This is a genomic window from Ruegeria sp. C11, assembly GCF_056537725.1.
Genome location: NZ_JBQFSB010000007.1, coordinates 97,420 through 120,058, shown reverse-complemented (window position 1 = coordinate 120,058; position 22,639 = coordinate 97,420). Strand labels below are relative to the sequence as shown.

The window sequence follows — 22,639 nt, the reverse complement described above, 5'->3', positions numbered from 1 at the left end:
CAGTTCAGGAAACAGTTTCTGATCCCCTTGCACCTGAAACGCCCATCGACATGCAAGAAAGCGCCAGTCAGGCTGCCGCCTTTCTGAAAACACTGGCCCATGAAGGCCGTCTGATGATCCTGTGCCATCTTGGGGCAGGCGAAAAATCCGTTGGTCAGCTTGAGAAACTTCTGGACATGCGTCAGGCCGCAGTCAGTCAGATGCTGGCCCGCCTGCGCGAAGAGGGCATGGTCACGACGCGCCGCGACGGCAAGGCGATCTATTATTCGCTTTCGGATGGAAACACGGCACAGATGATCGGTTTGCTCTACACCCTGTTCTGCAAACCCCAATCCTGACGGGCGTCAGTTCGAGACGTATCCTGCGATGACCTGCAACAGCTTGAACGCTGTCGCGGCGTCATTCTCAACCACCGCCAGGAATTCCTCTTCACCGATGCGCAGACAGGTCAGATCGGTTTCCGCGACCATGCTCAGCGCGCGCGGTTCTTTGCGGATCAGCCCCAACTCACCCACCAGTGTCCCCGCCCCGACACGAGTGATCAACTGATCGGCAGCGTCTTTCTGAGGCAGATACAAACCCGCCTCGCCGTCGATGATCATATAGGCGCCGTCCCTTGGTTGGTCATCCTTCAGGAACACCGTCTCGCCGGCCTCGGCCTCGTACCACTGAGCGCCAAACGCCAGCAGCCGCAACTGTCTGCGATCCAGTTCCGAAAACAGCGGCGTCTGTTCCAGCGCCCGCAGCTTGCGCACCAGATCGGCGGATGCCGCGCCGTCTTCTTCGACTTCCATCGGGGCCTCCTCTGACACAATTCTGCCCTGTCGTACTTCGATGTGCAAATCGAACACATCGGGGTCCTGGAAGTGGTCATTCAGGTAGATTACCGTTGTCTCCGGCAAAAGGGCGCGCAGATTTTTGTACACGGCAACCTGAGTGGCCATGTCATAGCTTGCCAGCGCGTTTTCCAGTATCAGGATGTCCGGCTTTTTGATCGTCGCCCGTGTAAACGCCAGTGGCTCGGCAAATACCGCCGGCAGGTTCTGCCCGCCCAGCGCAACAGGCACGTCATAGATCAACTCAATGACCAACGACTGTGCGCCGTTTGCAGCCAAGGCATCCGCGATGATTTTGCGCACCTCGTCCGAGCGCGCACCGCCCACCTGACTGACCTTGCCGAACAGGGCGTTTTCCAGAACCGTCAATCCCGGCGCGAAGCTGTCCGGGTCAAGGGGAACGAAAACACCATGCAGGCGTTCCAAAAGCTCTTCCGAATGGGTTTGCCGCAGTTCCAGAATACGGCCCTTCAACCCGTCGGAAAAGGCCGGGCCAATCTGTTCGGCCGAAATGACAAACGGCACCGCAAGCAAATTGGCGAGTTGCGCGTCATTCAGCCCCGATGCGCCGTCCTTACGGGTTTTCTCAACCAACTCAACCGCGGCCTCATAGGTTCTGGCCTCAAGTCCCAGCTTGCGGAACAACGGATGATCGGTTCCGTCCAGACCAAAGATCTGGCGCAGCATCTCGATCACATCGCGCGTCAGGCTGACCAGTGTCTCGTCCAGTCCCAGTTCCCGCAACTGCCCAAGGAACACGGTCTGCTGCGCCAGCAGGTCCTGGGTTACGGGAACGCGGGGCGTCGCAAACAACAGGTTTTCAGCCACCGGCAAGGCGGGGTTGTAAGCGTTGCGGTCAAAGACCAGCGCCTGATGCACAAGCCCCGCATCCCGGATCGCCTGCTGTACCTGCGGGCGCAATTCCACCAGCCTTGCCGCCAGTTCCGGATGCTCATCAGCGTCAAAGACCTGATCCGCGCCGCGCCGGAACAAGGTATCGCCCGATCCCATCCCTTCGATCAGCTTCAGCCACCAGTCCCTCAGGCTTTCGAAATCGTCAAATCCCGCAAGTGACGGGTCAAGCCATTCGGCCCCGAACGGATCGGGGCTGTTTCCGGCGCGCAATGTTTCCTGAAAATCGGGATCGTCCGGGATGTCACCGACCGGCTGGTACCGCATCGGCATCATCACATTGTCGCCCAATGTTCCCTGAAACATGACCGGGCGCGAGGTCGCAAATCCGATCCGCGCGGCAACAACCCCCTGATGCAGTTCGGACAAATTCAAACCGCCGACCGCCACCTTGCCTGATCCGGGCAGAACCTCGCGCGTCAGCAACTCACCCAGCGCACGGCGATCTTCCTCGCTTGGCGCCGAGATACCGATTGCCCCTCCGCCGGGAAGCGTAACGTCCAGGTCATCCAGAACATGGTTTCCGTCGGCATCGCGCACCGACACGTGATCCAGAACGATATCGCCATTCAGCCTGGGACGCTCGGCTGGGTCGCCGTCAAACAGGGACTCATCGACCATGCCGTCGGGTGCAAACCGCTCGATGACAACCTCCCAGCGCAGGGACATGTCCTGTGTCTGGTTGTAATAGGCCAACAACTCTTTCCACGGCGAGCTTAGGTCCTTATACGCCGCCAGCGCCGCGACCAGCGCACCCAGCGACACCTCGCCCCTCAGAACCAGATAACCACCGACCAGATAGAACATGAACGGCGTAAGCTGTGAGATGAAGTTGTTGATGAACTTCATAAAGAACTTTTTCTGGTAGATATCGAACCGGATACCGAACAGCCGCCCCAACTGGTCCGACACCATCGCGCGGCGATAGCGCCAGCCGCCATTGCCGCGCAGGGTGGATGCGCCTGCTGCGCTCTCGCCGATCTGGGCGGCCAGAACCCGGACCTCCTGAATGCGTTTCTTGTTCAGCAGGTTGATCTGCCGCTGCAGTTTCGGGATCAACCACGCCTGCAAGGGGATCAGGGCAACCGCCGCCAATCCGAACCAAACACTTTGCAGGAACAGAAACGATAGAATCGTCAGCATCTGGCCCGCCTGCAACACCGGCTGGCTGATCGCATCCCCCATCAGACCGCCCATCGGCTCGCTTTCAGCGGTGACCATCGATACCAGTTCGCCCTGACTGACGCGTTCGAAATAGGGTTGGGGAAAGCGCAATATCCGGCTGATGAGCTGATAGCGGAACCGCCGCAGCATCCGTTCGCTCAGAACGCCTTTCATCGTATTGATGCGCATTTTCATCAGGCCATGCGCCAATACCGCGGCCAGAAACGCAAAACACAGGATCACCAGAAACTGGGTCTGCTCAAAGGAAAAGCCCCAGAATTCAATCGTCTGGCTGGCAGAACCAATCGCGTCGTTGATGATGCGCTTGGGAAGTTCCAGGGTCAGATACAGCAGCGGGAACAGAGTCGAAGTCACGGCCAGCAGAACCAGCTGATCGCGTTTCGAATACTTCCAGATGAACCTAAATAACGTACGTTCTATGGGACCTGCCCCTGTCGGCTTAACCAGGTGGTTCAATTTTCGCGTCGACCACCAAATTTTTACAGGTTCAATTTATCGCATTCGTGTCAAGTGAAGCAAATGCTAGCGCTTTTTGCCATTCTGCGCCATATGTGAACGAGTTCATTTGCGTGAAACACTTTAAAACCCTAGTCTTGTAAACAGGACGATATCGGGAGGGCCGCCTTGCCTGCTTTGCTTGGCACCATATTTCTGTTGCTCTGCCTTTTGCAGATCAAACATATGTTTGCCGATTTTTATTTACAGACGCCCAAGATGCTTTCCGGTCGGGGCGAGTATTTTCATATGGGACGGGCGCAACACGCGGCCGTTCATGTCATTGGATCGGTTGTCATTTTTCTAGCCGTCGGGTCGCCACTCAGTTTCGTGCTGATCATCGCGGCACTGGAATGGATTATTCATTTCAACATTGATTTCGCCAAGGCCAACTATTCCGACAAGAAAAAGCTTCAGCCGACGCAAGCCGCCTACTGGCGTGCCGCCGGTCTGGACCAGTGCCTGCACAACCTGACCTATGTCGCGATGGTCTGGGCCTGGGCCAAGTTCGTCGGGTAACGTTCCGCTTCAGGGTTCCACTGGTCGGTTACGCTTGATCGTCCGCAAAACCACATTTGTCTGCGCGCTTGCCACGGCGGGCAGACGGAACAGAAAATCCTCAAGAAACAGGTTATAGGCCGACAGGTCACGGCACAGCACACGCAGATGGTAATCCGCCTGTCCTGTTGTTGCATAACATTCCTGAACCTCCGGGCTGTTCTCAACCGACCTGATGAACTCGACGATCTTATCAGGGTCATGCCGGGTCAGATGCACGTGCACGATCGCCTCAAAGCTCAGCCCCATAACCGATGGATTTACGATCGCGCCATAGCGTTCGATCACCCCAAGTTCTTCCAGCGACCTAACGCGCCTCCACAGGGCGGATGCGGACATGCCCACCGCCTCGGCAAGGTCCGCGTTCGAGATGCGGCAATCGCGTTGCAGCATTGTCAAAATCCGCCGGTCGCGGTCATCCAGCTCAGTCATTTTGGTCAGACCTTTCAGAAACCACTATCTTCTTGGCACAATCTTCCGCCTGTTAACTCAAACTTCGGCAAAATTGGATCACATTTCCACAATACATGACCTAGAATTTCTCATCCACCAGAAATACCGAACAGGTTATCCAGATGAGCCACCACGAGACATCCCTCCAGACATACCAGTTGGAAGATCGCTACAAACTTGAACAGGGTCGGGTTTTCCTGACAGGCACACAGGCCCTGGCGCGTATCATGATGGATCAGGCGCGCCGTGACAGGGATGCCGGGCTGAACACCGCGGGCTTCATCTCGGGCTATCGCGGTTCGCCCCTTGGTGGTCTGGATCTGGAGCTTTGGCGCGCACGGGATCGTCTGAAACAGGATCGCATCACCTTCATGCCCGCCGTGAACGAAGACCTCGGCGCAACAGCAGTATTGGGCGCGCAGCAGGCCTCGCTCAACCCGCAATGCGAAGTCGAGGGCGTGTTTTCCATGTGGTACGGCAAGGGCCCGGGCGTGGACCGGTCTGGTGACGCGCTGAAACATGGCAACGCCTATGGATCGGCCCCAAAGGGCGGTGTGCTGGTCGTAGCGGGTGATGATCATGGCTGCGTCAGCTCTTCGATGCCGCATCAGTCGGACGTGGCATTCATGGCGTGGTTCATGCCAACGCTGAATCCTTCCTCGGTCGACGAGTATCTGAGCTTCGGCGAATACGGGCTTGCCCTGTCCCGGTTTTCGGGAACATGGGTCGGGTTCAAGGCTATTTCCGAAACCGTGGAAAGCGCCCGATCGGTCGAACTCCGACCGGACCGGCAGTTCATCTTGCCTGAAATCGACACACCTCCCAACGGCCTGCACGTACGCTCGGCCGACCTGCCCTCACCCGAGATCGAAACCCGGATCAAACACAAGCTGCGTGCAGTGCGGGCCTTTGCCGAGGAAAACCCGATTGACCAGCGCATCTACGATATCGAAGGTGCAAAATTCGGCTTTGTCACAACGGGCAAAGGGCATCTGGACCTCATGGAGGCCCTGCGCCTGCTGGGTCTGGACGAGGCAAAATGCCGGGAGCTTGGCATCGACATCTACAAGGTCGGCATGGTCTGGCCGCTGGCCCGCCGCAACGCCCTGCGCTTCGTGAAGGGCAAGGCCGAAGTTCTGGTCGTCGAAGAAAAACGCGGCATCATCGAAAGTCAGTTCAAGGAATATTTCTATGACTGGCCCGGCGACAAGCCGCATAAAATGGTCGGTAAATACGACAGCCACGGCGAACCTCTGATCCCCTGGACCGGAGAGTTGAGCCCCCTGATGCTGGCCCCCATCGTCGCCGCGCGCCTGCACAAGTTTTTCCCCGAGGAAGGCCTGCCCGCCAAGGCCGCGGCGCTGATCGATACGCCGCCGCAACTGATCAACGTTCCGGGCGCGACCCGCACGCCCTATTTTTGTTCGGGCTGCCCGCACAACAGCTCGACCAAAGTGCCCGAAGGCTCGACGGCGGCCAGCGGCATCGGTTGTCACGTCATGGCATCATGGATGGATCGCCAGACCGTCGGCTACGCCCAGATGGGCGGAGAGGGCGTGCCGCATGTCGTTGCTTCGAAATACAATGGCGGCAAGCACATCTTTCAGAACCTTGGCGAAGGGACATGGTATCACTCAGGCTCGCTGGCCATTCGTCAGGCGGTCGCTGCAGGAACCAACATCACCTACAAGATTCTCTACAACGACGCCGTGGCGATGACCGGCGGGCAACCCGTCGACGGCCCGATCAGTGTGGCGGGCATCGCCCAGACCTGCCGCGCCGAGGGGGTCGAGAGGATCGCCATCGTCTCAGACGACATCTCCAAGTTCCATCACGCGGATTTCCCGGCGCAGACCTCATTTCACGACCGCTCGGAAATGGACTTGCTGCAACGTGAATTGCGCGACATCCCGGGCGTTACGGTTCTGATCTACGAACAGACCTGCGCCACCGAAAAACGCCGCCGCCGTAAGCGGGGCACGATGGAGGATCCGAACCGTTTTGTCTGGATCAACGATCTGGTCTGCGAAGGCTGCGGCGATTGCTCGGTCGAATCCAATTGCCTGAGCGTCGAACCGCGCGAAACGCCGCTGGGCCGGAAACGCAAAATCAACCTGTCGACCTGCAACAAGGATTTTTCCTGCCTGAACGGCTTTTGCCCCAGCTTCGTCACGGTTGAAGGCGCAACCCGGCGCAAGCAAGCCGCCAAACTGGACCTGAGCACACTTGAAAGCGGTCTGCCCGACCCGAAACTGCCGATACTGGACAAGCCTTTCGACCTGCTGGTGACGGGTGTTGGCGGCACCGGCGTGGTCACGGTGGGCGCCCTGATCACGATGGCTGCGCATCTTGAGGGCCGCGGTACGTCCGTTCTGGACTTTACGGGCTTTGCGCAGAAATTCGGAACCGTCCTCAGCTACATCCGACTGGGCGACAACCCCGAGGCGCTTAATCAGGTCCGCATCAATCAGGGTACGGCGGATGCGGTGATCGGGTGCGATATCGTCGTCAGTTCGGCCCCAAAGGCTTCGGCGCATTATCGGAAGGGCACGCAGGTGGTGCTGAACCGGGCCGAAATGCCGACCGGCGATCTGGTTCTGCGACGCGATGCGCAGCTTCGGACCGACGCGCGGGAAGAGGCCATTTCTCAGGTGGTGGGCGCGCAAAACCTCGCGGGCTTTGACGCCAACGCCGCCGCTGAAACCCTGCTGGGCGACGCGGTTTTTGCCAATGTCATGATGCTGGGCTATGCGTGGCAAAAAGGTCTGGTGCCAGTATCCGCCACCGCTTTGGGACAGGCCATCCTGCTGAACGGTGTAGCAGTCGAAGCCAACCGGCTCGCCTTTGCTATCGGTCGCTGCATGGCTGCCGATCCGGCAAAGTTGCAAGGCTATTCAGACCCGGCGCCTGAAACCGAAACGCTGGATCAGATGATCACGCGCCGCGTTGATTATCTGACCGGCTATCAGAACGCCCGCTATGCAAAACGCTATACGGATCGCATCACCAAAATCCGGACGGCCTTACCGGATGCCTCCGAAGATATGCTGCGTTCCATCGCCCGCAACCTGTTCAGGTTCATGGCCGTAAAGGACGAATTCGAAGTGGCGCGCCTCATGACCGGGGACAGCTTCGCGCAGGAACTGGCGCAACATTTCCAGGGCGATTACAAGGTCAGATACCACATGGCACCACCCATTCTGAACGGACGCCGCGATGCACGTGGCCGCCCGGCAAAACGCGCCATCGGCCCGTGGCTGCACCCTGTTCTTGGAATTCTGGCACGTGCCAAGTCTCTGCGCGGATCCGGGCTGAACCCCTTCGGTTATCATGCCGAAGCCCGCCTGCACCGTGATATCCGCGACTGGTACAACGCTTTGCTGGATCGCCTGCTGCAGGATTACGTTCCGGAAACCGAGAAAGCATGGCGTCAGGCCCTGGCCGCAGCGGATGAAATCCGGGGCTATGGTCCGGTTCGTGAAGACAGCTTTGCCAAGGCGCGTGACTCTGTGGAAAGTACCTTGCAATAGCCCGGATCAACGGAATTTCGGCCCGGTCAGGCGGGTTCCCCTTCCCAGTATTGCCGGGCATAGGCGCTGAATTCTTCGACCTCTTCAGGCAACGGCTCGACCCCGGTAAAGACGAACAGGTAATGCGGAACCAGCGCCAAACGCGTGGCCAGCGGTTCGTTCAACTGCGCCAGATCGTAACCGATCTGCATATAATAAAGCACGCGTGCACGGGTTTCCGCTTCGGTGTCTTGATACCCGTACCGCGCGAACATGGCGCGCAGTGCGGTCAGACGGTTTGCGTCGGACTGATCCAGCATTCTGCGCACCTTGCCAGACCGGCGCGCCCAGTCCCGAACCGCAAAATCCAGCGCCGTATCGAACAGGGCCGTGTTCACCACGCACCGATGCACATTGCAGACCGCCGCCGTGATCGTCTTGGCGGGCGCTTCGGCCTGCGCGATCAACGCTGCCGTATTTGTGGCCTGCCACCGCGCCAGAAGCGCATCCAAAAGCTCTTGCCGGGACTTGAAGTACCAATAAAAGGATGACCGCGAGACGGCCATACGCTCGGCAAGGTTCAGCACCTTGACCTGCTCCACCCCGTCCGAGATCAGAACGTCCATAGCCACGTTCAGCCAATCGTCGCGCGTGACCTTGACGTTGCCCACCAACGGCTCGGCATCGGGATCATCGCGGTGAAGGACTGGTTTGGAGTTCATCTGCTCAACTCTCCGGTGGTGCTCCGCCCTCGGCGCTGCGTTGGGCGACGAAATCCTTCAGAGCAGCGGCGCGATCAGCGTCATGCATCGGTGGTTGCGCCGTTTCAACGATATTCTTCCATATTCCGGTGGCCCGATGGTTTGCATCGACGGCACCCCGTTCGCTCCATGTACCGAAATTCGACCAATCCCCGACCAGAGGTTCATAGAACTGCGTCTGGTATCGTTCCATCGTATGCGCCGCGCCAAAGAAATGGCCCGAGGGCTGAACCTCGCGCAGAGCATCCAGCGCAATGTCGGCATCGGTCGCGGGAGTTCCGGCGCAAAGCTCGGCCACCATCTGCAGTACTTCCAGATCGGTTATGATTTTTTCGAACGATACCGTCAGCCCGCCTTCAAGCCATCCCGCCGAATGGATCACGACTGTCGCCCCGGCCATCAGGCATCCCCACAACCCGAACTGCGTTTCATTCGCCGCCTGTGCATCGTTTATGTTGGCGGCACTACCTCCGGCACAGCGCCACGGCAGCCCGACCTTGCGCGCCAGTTGACCGGCCACCAGCGAAGCAGTGAAATGTTCGGGCGTCCCGAACGCAGGCGCGCCGGACTTCATATCCACATTGCTGGTGAAAGTGCCGTAACAGACCGGCGCCCCGGGTTTGGCCAACTGGGTCAGCGTGATCGCGGCCAGCGCCTCGGCATGGCTCAGCGTCATTGCCCCGGCAACCGTCACCGGTGCCATCGCACCCATCAGCGTAAAGGGGGTGACGATGGACATTTGCCCGGCCCGCGCAAAGTCGATCAGACCCTGCGCCATCGGCATGTCGATTACGCGGGGCGAGTTGGTGTTGATGATCGTGTAACACCATGGCTGTGCCTGAAATTCATCATCGGACAGGCCCCGAAAGGTCCGAATCATCTCGAACCCGTCCATGACCTGCGGCGTGCCGCGGGAATAGATGAACGGCACCTTGTCACTCAGGGTCAATTCCGCCTCGGTCATCGCGTAGTGGCGCAGATGCATCGGGATATCCTGCGCCTCGACCAGAGGCGGCACCATATGCAACACGTCGAAGGCCTGAGTGATCTGGACCATCTCGCGGAAATCACTCAACGTTCCGGGGCGTCTGCCGCGTTCAAGATCGGTGGCATGGGGCGCGCCCGCGCCAGGCTGAAACACCAGCCGCCCCAGTTCCAGAGTGATGTCCCGTTCGGGCACCGCCCCTTTCATGACAATGGACGGGGGAGCAGAGGCCAACGCCGCATCAACCATCTCGCGACCGACAAAGACCATCTCGTCCTCGACTCGCGCCCCGCCCTGCTGGAACAGGTTGCGCGCCTCGGGCAGCAGGACCTTGATCCCGATCTCTTCCAGTACAGTCAGAGACGCCTGATGCAGCGCCTCGATACGGTCATCGGTGAAAGCTGCCATGGGCGGGAATGGATTGCGCAGATTGCGGTAATCCACCTGTCGCAGTGGCGTATCCGCAGCATCAGCGCGCGCTCGGCGGCCTCGGCGCGTCATGACCGCATCGCCTTGCCCTGGGGGTCGTAAGGTGACGGGGCAATAACCCGGGCAGGCCGCTCGACCCCGACAACATGGACGGAAAGTTCAGTCCCCGGCGCAGCCCTGTCGCGATCCAGCAGCGCCATTGCTAGCGACTTGCCGGTATAGTGGCCATACCCGCCCGAGGTTACGAACCCGACCCGTTCGCCATCGGCCCAGATCGGCTCGTACCCGCTGGCATCGGCATCCAGCGCGTCGATTTCCAGCGTGACCTGCACCTGTGCCGGACCGTTGCCGTCACGCTCGGCCAGCGCAGCCTCTTTGCCGACGAACTCCTTGTCCCATTCGATCCAGCGGTCCATTCCGGTCATGCCCGGCGTATAGGCTTGCGTGAATTCCGCCGACCAGATGCCAAAGCTTTTCTCAAGCCGTGTCGAGAGCATCGCGTTGAACCCGCACTCGCGGATGCCTTCTTCGGCTCCGGCCTCCAGCAGCATGCGGCGCAGCTTGATGTGATCGCCATAGCGACAGTTGATCTCATACCCCTTTTCGCCGGTCACCGACATACGCGCAACGCGGGCTCGGACAAGGCCGATGTCAAAATCACCGCAGCCCATGAATTTAAGCCCCGAGATATCCTGTTCCGCCAGCTTTTCGACCACGTCCTGTGATTTTGGACCAACCACGGCGAACCCGCAATACTCCTCACCCAGATCGCGGATTTCGACGCCATCCATCATGTGATCGTCGAACCAGCGCATATGCCAGGCCCGCAGGTAATAGCTACCCATGATCCACCATGTGCCGTCACCCCAGTTCAGCACGGTCAGATCACCTTTGAGCCGCCCGTTCTCGCCCAGCATCGGGGCCAGTTTGACACGGCCCGGCGCAGGCAGTTTCGAGGCCATGACCTTGTCGAGCCAAACCTCGGCATTCGGGCCGCTAACCTCGAACCGGGAAAAGCCCGAGATATCCAACAGGCCCGCGCCCTCGCGGATCACTTTGCATTCCTCGGCCACGATGTCATGCGCGTTGGACCGTTTGAGCGTCGGTGTCTCCTCAAACCCTTTTGGTGCGAAATACAGCGGCACTTCCAGATCCCAACTGACACCCCACTTGCATCCAGCCTCAGTCATCGCATCATGTGCCGGGGCCATTTTCAGCGGACGGCCCGCAGGCAGTTGCTCGTTCGGATAGGTCATCACAAACCGGCGGGAATAGAACTGACCCGTCGTCTCGCGGATATAGCGCTTGTTCTGGGCGAAATCGCCATAGCGCGCCACGTCCATCGGCCATGCATCGGCCTCGGGCTCGCCATGGATCATCCATTCAGCCAGCGTTTTGCCGACACCGCCGCCCTGCAGGAATCCTGCCATCACCGCGCAGGCGGACCAGTACCCGCGCTTGCCCGGAACCGGACCGACCAGAGGGTTGCCATCAGGGGAAAAGGTAAAGGCCCCATTCACCCAGGTCTTGATGCCCACATTCTGAATCGATGGATACCGTTCAAAGCCAAGGGTCAACTCGTTCTCGATCCGGTCCAGCTGTTCCTGAAACAGTTCCTCGCCATAGCTCCAAGGCGCACCGTCCATGGCCCAGTGTTCGTGATCGACCTCATAGATACCGACCAGAACACCTTTCTGGTCCTGTCGCATATAGGTGAACCCTTCCAGATCCACCGTCATCGGCATCTCGAAATCGGCCGCTGCAACCTCGGGGACTGAATCGGTGATCAGATAGTGGTGTTTCAGCGGAGACACCGGCAGTTCGATGCCCGCCATGCGCCCCACCTGCTTGGCCCAGAGGCCTGCAGCGTTGACAACATGTTCGCAGGTGATCGTGCCCTTGTCGGTCACGACCTGCCAGCCATCGTCGGTCTGGATCAGTTCCTCGACCTTAGTTTCCTCATAGTATTCCGCGCCGCGTTTTTTTGCGGCGGTGGCATAGGCCTGCACTGTACCGGTTGTGTCGATATAGCCCTCGCGGTCGGCCCACATCGCACCCAGCACGCCGTCGGTGGACATGATCGGGCAGCGTTTCTGCGCCTCTTCCGGCGTCAGCAACTCACAATCGTCAATGCCGATGGACTGGAAGGTGCGATAGTTCGACTGCAGCCATTCCCACCGCTCGGGCGTGCCGGCCAGCGTCAGACCACCGGTCATGTGCAGCCCAATATTCTGGCCCGATTCCTTTTCGATCTCGCTGAGCAGGTCGATGGTATAGGCCTGCAGCGCCGCCATGTTGGGATCCGCATTCAGTGCATGGATGCCCCCCGCCGCATGCCATGATGACCCCGAGGCCAATCGCCGCCGTTCCAGCATAACGACATCGCTCCAGCCGAATCTGGCCAGATGATACAGAACCGAGGCGCCGACGACGCCGCCCCCGATGACCACAACGCGATACTGAGACTTCATCCCGACCTCCCCTGGACGACTCGCAAGAGACGCTATGCGTACTGTTCACTTCTGTCTAGACATTTCTGTACAGTGCTGGGCGAAACCCTCGAATGCAGAAAATTCGGGAAATTTTCAGATTTGGGCGCTTGGCCTTTCCTGAACGGCCTGGAACCAGCTCAGCGTCGCAGTGTTTCCTTGGGGAATGCGCACTTTGATCACCCGCGCGAAGTCGACGAAAACAAAGGTCGAAATATCCGCGAGGGTGAAGTGATCGCAGGCAACAAAGGGGCTTTCCTTCAGCCGCTCCTCCAGCATGTCGAAGAACCGGGCCAACCGGTCAGAACCACGCTGTGCCAGTTCCGGTATCTGGGCATAATTGACCGGCCCCGGAATGGCCCGGTCTTTAAATGCCGGATGCGTGTTACGTAGCACTTCGCCGACGGGTAAACCGCCCTGCTGTTCGACAATCGCATTCCACATCAGAACCAACCCCTTTTCGTCGGGCGTCCGACCCATCAGCGGAGGTTCGGGAAATTGCGCCTCAAGATAGGCGGCGATTCCAAGGTTTTCGGCCAGAACCGTGCCCTCGTCAGTAACCAGTACCGGAATGGTTGCCCGGGGATTGATGGCCCTGAACTCCTCTCCCAACTGCTCACCCTTGGCGATCGAGACATCGCGGGTTTCGATCTCAAGCCCTTTTTCGGCGATGAACATACGGGCACGGCGTGGATTGGGCGCGGTCGAGCAGTCGTAGAAAATCATGTGTGGGCAACCTTTGATCCGGATGTCACCACGATATGGTCAGGCCACGCCCCAAGGCGAGGGTTTCCTGCCGTTACCCTGCGGCAGTTTCAGGTGATCGCCTGACAGACCGCCCGCGCAATCACCCGTTCTTCATCCGTTGGGATAACAAGGATCGGAATGCCGCCGTCCGAGATCACCGTCGAATTGCTGTCATTTGCCTCGGCGTTCAGACGCAGGTTCAGAAATTCCATCCCTTCCAGAACCCGTTCCCGGATCGGCGCGGCGTGTTCCCCTATGCCACCGCAAAACACAACCGCATCCATCCCACCCAGAATGGCGGCCATGGCGCCAAGTTCTCGCTTGATCCGGAATACATAGTAGTCAATCGCCTCATTCGCGCGCGGGTCATTGCTGGCCAACAGGGTCCGCATGTCGTGGCTGATATCGCTCAGCCCCAGCAGGCCGCTTTTCTTGTAAAGGATATGCGTGATCGCATCGACGCTGTGGCCCTGCTCCATCAGATACAGCAGGACGCCAGGATCAAGTTGCCCGCACCGCGTACCCATTGGAAGACCGTCCAGAGCCGAAAAACCCATGGTCGAACCGATGCTCTGCCCGTCTTCGACCGCGCACATCGACGCGCCGTTGCCCAGATGGGCAATCACGACCTTACCCGCCGCAAGCTCAGGGTAATCCTGCTGCAGCTTGCCGGTGATGTAGTCATAGGACAGACCGTGAAACCCGTACCGCCTGACGCCCTTTTCATAAAACCGGCGCGGAATGGCAAACGCGTCGTTCACAAAGGGATGGCCAAAGTGAAAGGACGTATCGAAACACCCCACCTGCACCGCGTCGGGGAATGCCTCTTGCGCCGCTCGCACGGCGGCAAGGTTGTGTGGCTGATGCAACGGGGCAAGAGGGGATAACGCGTCAAGCTGCGTCATCACATGATCAGTCAGAACAGTCGGGCCGCTGAACGTTCGGCCACCATGCACGATCCTGTGCCCGACACCGGAAATCCGGTTCTGCCCCAGCCGTGGGCAAATCGCCTCCAGAATCGCGGTGACCGCGTTGGAGTGATCTGCCGGACCTATCTGAAACGTCTGCCGAGCGTCGTCACCCTCCAACACAAGACTGGCGACAGGGCCCAGATTTTCAACCTGCCCATGCCACAGCAAAGCGGGCTCAGCCTCGGCCCGGTAGACGCCGAACTTGATCGAGGAACTGCCTGCATTCAATGTCAGAATTGCGTTCATTACAGCTCCTGTTTTCCAAACGTCCCTGTTTCTGGGTCTGCGTGGCTGTCAGCGACGATAGATGAAACACCGGCCTTCAACCGCGCCCTCAGGCAGTGGAAGTTCGGTCAGCCCGTCAAAATACATCCGGTCGCTCGACACCATCAGCCCGCCTTCTGCCAGCAATGGTTCGATCAAAGGGGAAACGAACCGTGCAAAGGCATCGTTCTTTTCCAGATTGTGCCCGCCAAGATCGGCATGAATCAAACTGGCCGTTGCCCCGAAACGATCAACCGAGGCAGGTAGCGTTTCTCGCACATCGCCCAAGATCAGCATCTCGTCAGGCGGTGTCGAATCGGGATGTGAGGCTACGTTGCGCTCGAACACATAAACCGGCCGGTCTGAAATGCGCTGTCGCATGTGGTGATAGGTCCGGCCGTTGCCCAATCCCAGCTCAAAGACAGGACCACCCATCTGCGTCGTTTGCGCGATGGCAAAATCCAGACAGGCGCGCTGGGACACCATGCGATCAATGAAAACGTCAAGGCGACTTTTGGTGTCGGACAAGGGCGGGCTCTCCTCTGATAAGGTCGGGCCGGATCGCGCCCGGCGTTGAGTTTCATGCCAAATACTCAAGAACTTGTGTAGTCGCACAGCGAAAGTTTTCACAATTCCGCGACGTTTCGGCCTAAGAACGGGTTTGACTAGTTGGGTCCAAGCGCGCGAAACTGTGATAAAAAAAAACAGGGAGTTGTAAAAGCCGATGTCGATCTGCGACAAGACGGGTGGAAAACCCGAATGACCCCGTTGTTGTCTGTCCGGGATCTGAGCATCGGCTTTGGCACGGCGGACCCGGTCGTCAGGGACGTCAATTTCGACGTCGAGCCGGGCCAAACGCTTGCATTGGTTGGCGAATCCGGTTCGGGAAAGACAATCACCTGCCGCGCGGTTCTGCGTATTCTACCCCGCACAGCTCAGATCCGCAGCGGGACAATGACACTGGGCGGCGGATCAGAACCGACGATCCTGTCACAAATCAACGAGCGCCGGATGCGTGATATCCGCGGCGACCGAATCTCGATGATCTTTCAGGAACCGATGCGATCGCTCTCGCCGCTTCACAAAATCGGCAATCAGGTCAGCGAAGTGCTATGGCTGCATCGCGGCGCGTCCGAGCGTCAGGCCAAACGCACGGTTCTGGAACAATTCGAACGCGTCGGGTTCCCCGATCCTGAACGGGCATACAACTCGTACCCGTTCGAAATGTCCGGTGGGATGCGCCAGCGCGCAATGATCGCGATGGCGATGGTGTCTAAGCCGGATCTGCTGATCGCGGACGAACCGACAACCGCGCTGGACGTGACCACGCAGGCGCAGGTGCTGGGGCTGATCAAGGAGCTTCAGAGAGAAACGGGGATGGCCCTGATCCTTGTCACCCACGATCTGGGCGTTGTTGCCAACATGGCCGAACAGGTCGTCGTCATGCACAAGGGCCGCGTGATGGAGGCCGGAGCGGCAAACCTCATCCTCGAATCCCCGGCCCACCCCTATACGCAGCAGCTGTTTAATGCCGCGCCCGCCATTCCCGATCAGGACACCGTTGGCCTGCCGATGCCCGACGAAGACCTGATTCTGGAACTGAAAGGCGTTTCCAAGACCTATACCATGCGATCCAGTCAGGGCTGGAAGGCGGAAAAACTGATCCACGCCTGCCGCGGTGTGGATTTCAAACTTGCCCGCGGCAAAACACTGGCCATCGTCGGCGAAAGCGGGTCAGGCAAGACAACGGCCGCGCGGATCGCACTTGGAGCCGAATTACCCGATCCCGGCGGCGAGGTTCTGTTCCGTCCCACCCCCGATCAGGAGCCGATTACCGTCCACAAGATGAGCCGCGCCGAACGCACGGCGTTCCAGCGGCAGGCCCAGATGGTGTTTCAGGACCCGTACAGCTCTCTCAGCCCGCGCATGCGCATTCAGGACGCGATGACCGAACCGCTGGAAATCCACCGCATCGGCGGAGCGGCCGAGCACCGGGAGAAAGCGGCCGAGATGCTACGACGTGTGGGACTGAACGCCGACATGCTGAAACGCTATCCGCACGCCTTTTCCGGCGGCCAGCGACAGCGTCTGTCCATCGCCCGCGCCATGATGCTGGACCCGTCGCTGATCGTTTGCGACGAGCCGACCTCGGCCCTGGATGTATCCGTGCAGGAACAGATACTGACCCTGCTGGAACAGCTTCAGGACAGCCTGAACCTCTCCTACCTTTTCATTTCGCACGACCTTGCCGTTGTAGCCCGAATTGCCGACGAAGTTGCGGTGATGCGCCAAGGTCTGGTCGTCGAGCAAGCCCCGCCCGACACATTGTTTTACAACCCCAAACACCCATACACCAAAGCGCTGATCGCGGCGCAGCCGGAACCCGATATCAACCGTCCCATCGACCTGAATCTGGTCGCTTTGGGTGCGGGCTCTCCCGACAGCTGGGATGAAGCCTTTCGGTTTTCCGAGTCCGTGATACCCTCGCTGGTGGAAATGGAGCCCGGCCATAAGGTACGTTGCCATGTTTAAGACCCCACGAAAATCACTGCTTCTGGCCACTGCGATGGCTTTTGCGTCCCTCCTTCCGGCTACGGCGGAAACCGTTCCCCCCGCTCAGGAAGGCGCGTTCTGGAAATCCGAAGTGGACATGGGAAACCTGCCGCCGGTTCAGGAACGACTTCCCGCTGAACCGCTGATCGTCGATCTTGCCGCCAAGGGGCGCGAATTCGGCACCGAAGGCGGCACACTGCGCACCATGGTCACCCGGTCCAAGGATTTGCGCCAGATGGTTGTCTATGGCTATGCGCGGCTTGTGGGCTATGACGAAAACTACGAACTTGTCCCGGATCTGCTGCAGTCGTTCGAAAACGAAGACAACCGGAAATTCACCCTGCATCTGCGTGAAGGGCACAAATGGTCCGACGGTTCGCCTTTCACCTCTGACGACTTCCGATACTGGTGGGAGGACGTTGCCAACAACGATTTTCTCAGCCCCTCCGGCCCGCCGGATTTCCTGCTTGTGAACGGTAAACCACCCACGGTGTCCTTCCCGGACGAAACAACTGTTGTCTACGAATGGGACGATCCGAACCCGAACTTTCTGCAAAGCCTGGCGCAGGCCCGCCCGCCTTTCATCTATCGCCCGGCAGAGTTCCTGAAACAGTATCACGAGGATTATGCCGACCCGGCTGCACTGGCAGCGGCGGTCGAGGACACAAGGGTCAAAAGCTGGGCGGCGCTGCACAACAAGCTGGACAACATGTACAAGTTCGACAACCACGAACTGCCGACATTGCAGCCGTGGGTCAACGCCAGCTCGGGCAAGAAAATCCGCCACCACTTTGTCCGCAATCCCTATTATCACCGGATTGATGCGAAGGGCGTGCAACTGCCCTATATCGACGTCATCGAGATGGAGATCGTGGCGCCCGGTCTGGTCGCGGCCAAGGCCAATGCGGGTGAAACGGATCTTCAGGGACGCGGATTGGACTTTCGCGACGCCTCGATCCTGAAAAAGGGTGAGGATGGGGGAGGTTACAAAACCTACCTCTGGGAAACCGGCGTCGCCTCGCAGATCGCGATCTATCCCAACCTGAACTTTACCGACGATGTCTGGCAAAAGGTACTGCGCGACGTGCGTGTGCGCCGCGCTTTGTCTCTGGCCATTGACCGGAAAACCATCAATCAGGCCCTGTATTTCAAGCTGGCAAAACCGGGGGCAATGTCGGTTCTGCCCGCCTCGGCCTTTTATAACGAGGACAATCAGGCGGCCTGGGCCCAGTTCGATCCCGAAACAGCAAATCGGTTGCTGGACGAGGCCGGTCTGGACAAGCGGGACAAGAACGGCATCCGCATGCTGCCAGATGGCCGCTCGATGGAACTGATCATTGAAACCGCCGGTGAACGTCAGGAAGTTGAAAACGCGCTGCAGATCGTGACCGACAACTGGCTGGACGTCGGTGTCAAACTGGTGATGCGTCCGCTGGACCGGGACATCCTGCGCAACCGGGTCTTTGCCGGCAATTCCATGGCATCGGTCTGGTTCGGTTGGGACAATGGCATTCCGCAGGTCTATACCTCGCCCGCATATCTGGCACCCACCGATCAGGTGTTTCTGGCTTGGCCGAAATGGGGTCAATATCATCAGACCGGGGGTGAAGTCGGCGAGAAACCGGACATGCCCTCGGCTGAACGGCTGATGGAACTGGCCCATGACTGGGACATGGCCTCGACAGATGAAGAACGCGCCGCTGCGTGGGAAGAAATGCTCAAAATCCACGCGGACGAGGTGTTTGGCATCGGCATTCTGAACGGGGCGCCTCAGCCCATCGTCGTTTCCAACCGGCTGCGCAACGTGCCGCAAAAAGCGCTGTGGGCCTGGGATCCGGGTTCGCATTTCGGGGTCCACCGCGTAGATGAGTTCTTTTTTGCGGAATGACGGGAGCAGCTGAATGATAATGCTGCGCTACGCAGTCTACCGCTTTTTCACCATGCTGCTTACGCTGCTGGTGGTATCGGCACTGATCTTCGTGATCATCAATCTGCCCCCCGGCGATTATCTGAGCAATCAGATCGCCGAGTTGCAAGCCTCGGGACAGTCCGCGGGCGTGGCCAAGGCCGAGTTTCTACGCAAGGAATACGCACTCGACCGCCCCTTGTGGGAACAATACATGATCTGGATGGGATTCATGCCCGGCCCACACGGGTTTTCGGGGCTCATTCAGGGCAACTACGGATGGTCTTTCGAGTTTGACCGGCCCGTGTCCGAAATCGTCGGTGACAGCCTGTGGCTTACCGTTGTCGTCAATCTGGCCGCCGTTCTGTTTGTCTATGCCGTTGCCCTGCCGCTGGGCGTTCTGGCCGCAGCGCGGTCCCGCACCTGGGTCGATTACACATCCGCCTTCGTTGGCTACCTTGGTCTGGCAACGCCGAACTTTCTGTTGGCGCTGATCCTGTTCTACTATGGCCACCGCTATTTCAATCTGCCCATCGGGGGTTTGATGGACCCGTCATTCGAGGGCCAGCCGATGAGTTGGGAAAAACTCAAATCAATCCTGATCCACCTGATCGTACCGACATTCGTAATCGGCACATCCGGCGCGTCGGCCATGATGCAGCGCCTGCGCGCCAATATGCTGGATGAACTTGGCAAACCCTACGTGGAAACAGCAATCGCCAAGGGGATGGCGCCGTCACGAATGCTGACAAAATATCCGCTGCGCGTGGCATTCAACCCGTTTGTCGCGGATATCGGCAACCTGCTCCCGTCGATGGTTTCGGGCTCGGTTCTGGTCTCGGTCGTGCTTGGCCTGCAGACCATCGGCCCGACCCTGCTGACCGCGTTGAAAACACAGGACCAGTTCCTGTCGGGCTTTGTTCTGATGTTCGTGGCCCTACTGACGCTGGTGGGCACAATGATCTCGGATATCCTGCTGGTCATGCTTGACCCGCGCATCCGCTATGAGGGGCGCGAGGCATGACGAAACTCCCCGACGGTCGCTATGTCGACGACGCCGAATTCGATCCGCAGGCTTCGCTGCAGCAGCTTGAGCGTAAGGATCTGGATGCACCGAACTGGGTGCTGGTGTGGCGCAAGTTCAGAACGCACAAGCTGGGGCTGGTCTCGGGCATCTTCCTTCTACTGTGCTATCTGATGCTGCCTTTCGCCGGGTTCATCGCACCCTATGGCCCGAACGACAGAAACGGCGAACACCTCTATGCACCGCCCCAATCGGTAAACTGGTTCCACGAAGGAGAGTTCGTCGGTCCATATATCTATCCGATCGTGGCCGAAGCCGATCTGGAGACCTTCCAGTGGAAATTCGTCCCCGACACGGAAAACCCGAAACCGATCCGCTTTTTTTGCCAAGCCTCTACCTACAAACTGGCCGGGCTCATCAAAACCGACAGGCACCTGTTCTGCGCGCCCGAAGGGGCCACGCTGTTTCTGTGGGGCTCTGACCGGCTTGGCCGGGACGTCTTCAGCCGTATCCTCTATGGCGCTCAGTTGTCGCTTACGGTTGGCCTGATCGGCATTTCAGTGTCCTTCTTTCTAGGCATCCTTTTTGGTTCGATGGCCGGGTATTTCGGTGGCAAGATCGACTGGGTCATCAACCGGGTGATCGAAATCCTTCGCTCGCTGCCGGAACTGCCGCTGTGGCTGGCCCTATCCGCCGCCGTGCCCTCCAACTGGAGCCCCGTCGCGGTGTTCTTCATCATCTCGATCATTCTCGGGATTCTCGACTGGCCGGGTCTGGCCCGATCCGTTCGGGCGAAATTCCTGTCCCTCCGCGAAGAAGAATATGTGCGCGCCGCCGAGATGATGGGCGCAAGCTCGGGCCGGGTGATCCGAAAACACCTGCTGCCGAACTTCATGTCCCACCTGATCGCCTCGGCCACTCTGTCGATACCGGCGATGATATTGGGCGAAACCGCGCTCAGCTTCCTTGGCCTCGGCCTGCGCGCGCCTGCGGTCAGTTGGGGGGTCATGCTGAACGATGCCCAGAACCTTGCCTCGATCGAGATTTATCCGTGGACGGCAATCCCGATGTTGCCGATCATCATCATCGTTCTGGCCTTCAACTTCCTCGGTGACGGTCTGCGCGACAGTCTGGACCCCTATCAGCAATGACCTTGCTGTCCTCTCTTCCTGCCCCGGATACCTATCGGTTGAAGGGGGGCGGTTATCGGCCCAGCGCATTTGCGGTAAGTGAACTTGCTTCGGCGTCCTTTGCCACCGTTGGGCAGGAACTGGCCCGGCTTATGGTGGCGCTGAACCTTGTCCCCGAAAGGCCCGAGGTCAGTGTCGATCACCGGCTGGCCTCACTCTGGTATGGCTGGTCGTTCAAACCGGACGGTTGGGAGATGCCCGGCGCATGGGACGCAATTGCCGGTGATTACCGCGCATCGGACGGCTGGATCAGGTTGCATACGAACCTGCCGCAACACCGCGCCGCGGCGCTGCGCGTACTGGGTGTACCGCATGATCGCGATGCCGTTGCCAGTGAGGTATCGACCCGTTCCATCAACGATCTTGAAACCGTTATCGTGGCGCAGGGTGGCGTTGCTGCAGCCATGCGCAGCCGCGATGAGTGGCTGTCCCATCCGCAAGGTCGGGCGGTTGCTAGTTCGCCCCTGATCGACTGGCGGCATCCGCGCAACTGCAAACTCCGCTCCCGCCCTCAGGCTTCGGCACAACGCCCGTTGGCCGGTCTGCGTGTCCTTGATCTGACCCGCGTTCTCGCCGGTCCGGTTTCAACTCGCACACTTGCTGCTTTCGGGGCCGATGTGCTGCGCATTGATCCGCCCGGCTGGGATGAGCCGGGCGTGATTCCCGACATCTCGCTGGGTAAACGCTGCGCGTTTCTCGATCTCAAAAAATCGGACAACCTCGACCGCCTGAAACAGCTTCTGTCCGAGGCAGACGTTTTCATCCACGGCTACCGGCCCGGCGCTCTGGACGGTCTGGGACTGGACCGCGCGACACGCGACACGCTGGCACCGAACCGGGTCGAGGTTACCCTGAACGCCTATGGCTGGCGCGGCCCCTGGTCCTCGCGCCGTGGTTTTGACAGCCTCGTGCAGATGAGCGCCGGAATTGCTGATGCAGGCCGCGTCTGGGCCAATGGCGACAAACCAACACCGCTGCCGGTTCAGGCCCTGGACCATGCCACAGGGTATCTGATGGCTGCGGCGGTTCTGTCCGCACTGGCCAACGCTGCTAGCGGCGAAACGATCGCACTGGCCCATCTGTCCCTTGCCCGCACCGCCGAGCTTTTGGCGGGGTTGAGCAAATCCGAAGAAGGGGATGAGATTTCCTCGACAGCGGCAGAGGACTATTCCTCTGCAACTGAAGATACTGGCTGGGGGCCGGGGCATCGCCTTGCACCCGCTTTGCAGGTGGGCCAAACCCGGATGACTTGGCCCCTGCCCGCCACAAAGCTCGGCACGGCCAAGCCCGTCTGGTCCGAGCTGTCGAACTAATCGCAACCGCCGCGCGGTACGCGCGGCCTGGCCCAACGCTTTGTTCAGTGTCTCTTCAG

The 22,639-nt window shown here is 59.3% G+C and carries 16 protein-coding genes; 8 read left to right on the top strand and 8 right to left on the bottom strand.

The genetic code is table 11. From position 1 onward, the window contains the following. Positions 1–50: 50 nt before the first annotated feature. Entirely contained in the window at positions 51–338 is a 288-nt protein-coding gene (locus ACR0NA_RS14120) for an ArsR/SmtB family transcription factor (RefSeq protein WP_480730045.1), read from the top strand. Between the two features lie 6 nt (positions 339–344). Here the strand turns inward: ACR0NA_RS14120 and ACR0NA_RS14115 are convergent, their stop codons facing one another. Beyond that, a complete protein-coding gene (locus tag ACR0NA_RS14115; protein ID WP_480729809.1) occupies positions 345–3,389 on the bottom strand; it encodes an ABC transporter transmembrane domain-containing protein in 3,045 nt (1,014 codons plus the stop codon). Between the two features lie 168 nt (positions 3,390–3,557). Here ACR0NA_RS14115 and ACR0NA_RS14110 point away from each other — a divergent pair, with 168 nt between their 5' ends. After that, a complete protein-coding gene (locus ACR0NA_RS14110; protein ID WP_170654217.1) occupies positions 3,558–3,947 on the top strand; it encodes a DUF3307 domain-containing protein in 390 nt (129 codons plus the stop codon). 9 nt (positions 3,948–3,956) lie between these two features. On the opposite strand, the gene ACR0NA_RS14105 is transcribed toward ACR0NA_RS14110, so the two are convergent. Next, positions 3,957–4,418, bottom strand: coding sequence for an Lrp/AsnC family transcriptional regulator (locus ACR0NA_RS14105; RefSeq protein WP_170654219.1), 462 nt, complete (start codon positions 4,416–4,418; stop codon positions 3,957–3,959). A gap of 143 nt (positions 4,419–4,561) precedes the next feature. On the opposite strand from ACR0NA_RS14105, the gene ACR0NA_RS14100 reads away from it, so the two are divergent. Then, on the top strand, positions 4,562–7,969 hold the full coding sequence (locus ACR0NA_RS14100) for an indolepyruvate ferredoxin oxidoreductase family protein (protein WP_480729806.1): 3,408 nt from the start codon (positions 4,562–4,564) through the stop codon (positions 7,967–7,969). A 26-nt stretch (positions 7,970–7,995) separates the two neighbouring features. Here ACR0NA_RS14100 and ACR0NA_RS14095 read toward each other — a convergent pair whose 3' ends face one another. The 6 genes from ACR0NA_RS14095 to ACR0NA_RS14070 all read right to left on the bottom strand — a co-directional run bounded on the left by ACR0NA_RS14095 (position 7,996) and on the right by ACR0NA_RS14070 (position 15,122). Then, on the bottom strand, positions 7,996–8,670 hold the full coding sequence (locus ACR0NA_RS14095) for a TetR/AcrR family transcriptional regulator (protein WP_480729804.1): 675 nt from the start codon (positions 8,668–8,670) through the stop codon (positions 7,996–7,998). 4 nt (positions 8,671–8,674) lie between these two features. After that, positions 8,675–10,195, bottom strand: a complete 1,521-nt coding sequence (locus ACR0NA_RS14090; RefSeq protein ID WP_480729801.1) for a trimethylamine methyltransferase family protein — start codon at positions 10,193–10,195, stop codon at positions 8,675–8,677. Then, positions 10,192–12,594 (bottom strand): GcvT family protein, encoded by a 2,403-nt coding sequence (locus ACR0NA_RS14085; protein WP_480729798.1) that lies wholly within the window; start codon positions 12,592–12,594, stop codon positions 10,192–10,194. Before ACR0NA_RS14085 ends, ACR0NA_RS14090 begins: the two co-directional genes overlap by 4 nt. A gap of 114 nt (positions 12,595–12,708) precedes the next feature. Then, positions 12,709–13,338 carry a glutathione S-transferase family protein gene (locus ACR0NA_RS14080; protein WP_480729796.1) on the bottom strand — a complete coding sequence of 210 codons (630 nt, stop codon included), beginning with the start codon at positions 13,336–13,338 and terminating at the stop codon, positions 12,709–12,711. Positions 13,339–13,427: 89 nt separating this feature from the next. Continuing rightward, the gene (locus ACR0NA_RS14075; protein ID WP_480729794.1) at positions 13,428–14,576 is read right to left on the bottom strand and encodes an acetate/propionate family kinase; all 1,149 of its coding nucleotides are present in this window, start codon (positions 14,574–14,576) and stop codon (positions 13,428–13,430) included. Between the two features lie 48 nt (positions 14,577–14,624). Then, positions 14,625–15,122, bottom strand: coding sequence for a class I SAM-dependent methyltransferase (locus ACR0NA_RS14070; RefSeq protein ID WP_480729792.1), 498 nt, complete (start codon positions 15,120–15,122; stop codon positions 14,625–14,627). Between the two features lie 231 nt (positions 15,123–15,353). Here ACR0NA_RS14070 and ACR0NA_RS14065 point away from each other — a divergent pair, with 231 nt between their 5' ends. Genes ACR0NA_RS14065 through ACR0NA_RS14045 form a run of 5 tightly spaced genes read left to right on the top strand, consistent with a single transcriptional unit; the run spans position 15,354 to position 22,580 of the window. Continuing rightward, positions 15,354–17,126 carry an ABC transporter ATP-binding protein gene (locus ACR0NA_RS14065; protein ID WP_480729790.1) on the top strand — a complete coding sequence of 591 codons (1,773 nt, stop codon included), beginning with the start codon at positions 15,354–15,356 and terminating at the stop codon, positions 17,124–17,126. Continuing rightward, entirely contained in the window at positions 17,119–19,035 is a 1,917-nt protein-coding gene (locus tag ACR0NA_RS14060; RefSeq protein ID WP_480729787.1) for an ABC transporter substrate-binding protein, read from the top strand. The genes ACR0NA_RS14065 and ACR0NA_RS14060 overlap by 8 nt, the downstream gene beginning before the upstream one ends. A 13-nt stretch (positions 19,036–19,048) precedes the next feature. Next, positions 19,049–20,077: an ABC transporter permease gene (locus ACR0NA_RS14055; protein ID WP_170654238.1), complete on the top strand. Its 1,029-nt coding sequence runs from the start codon at positions 19,049–19,051 to the stop codon at positions 20,075–20,077. Then, complete coding sequence (locus ACR0NA_RS14050) at positions 20,074–21,228, top strand: ABC transporter permease (RefSeq protein ID WP_170654240.1); 1,155 nt, start codon at positions 20,074–20,076, stop codon at positions 21,226–21,228. Before ACR0NA_RS14055 ends, ACR0NA_RS14050 begins: the two co-directional genes overlap by 4 nt. Next, positions 21,225–22,580, top strand: coding sequence for a CoA transferase (locus ACR0NA_RS14045; protein WP_480729783.1), 1,356 nt, complete (start codon positions 21,225–21,227; stop codon positions 22,578–22,580). The genes ACR0NA_RS14050 and ACR0NA_RS14045 overlap by 4 nt, the downstream gene beginning before the upstream one ends. Positions 22,581–22,639: the final 59 nt, after the last annotated feature.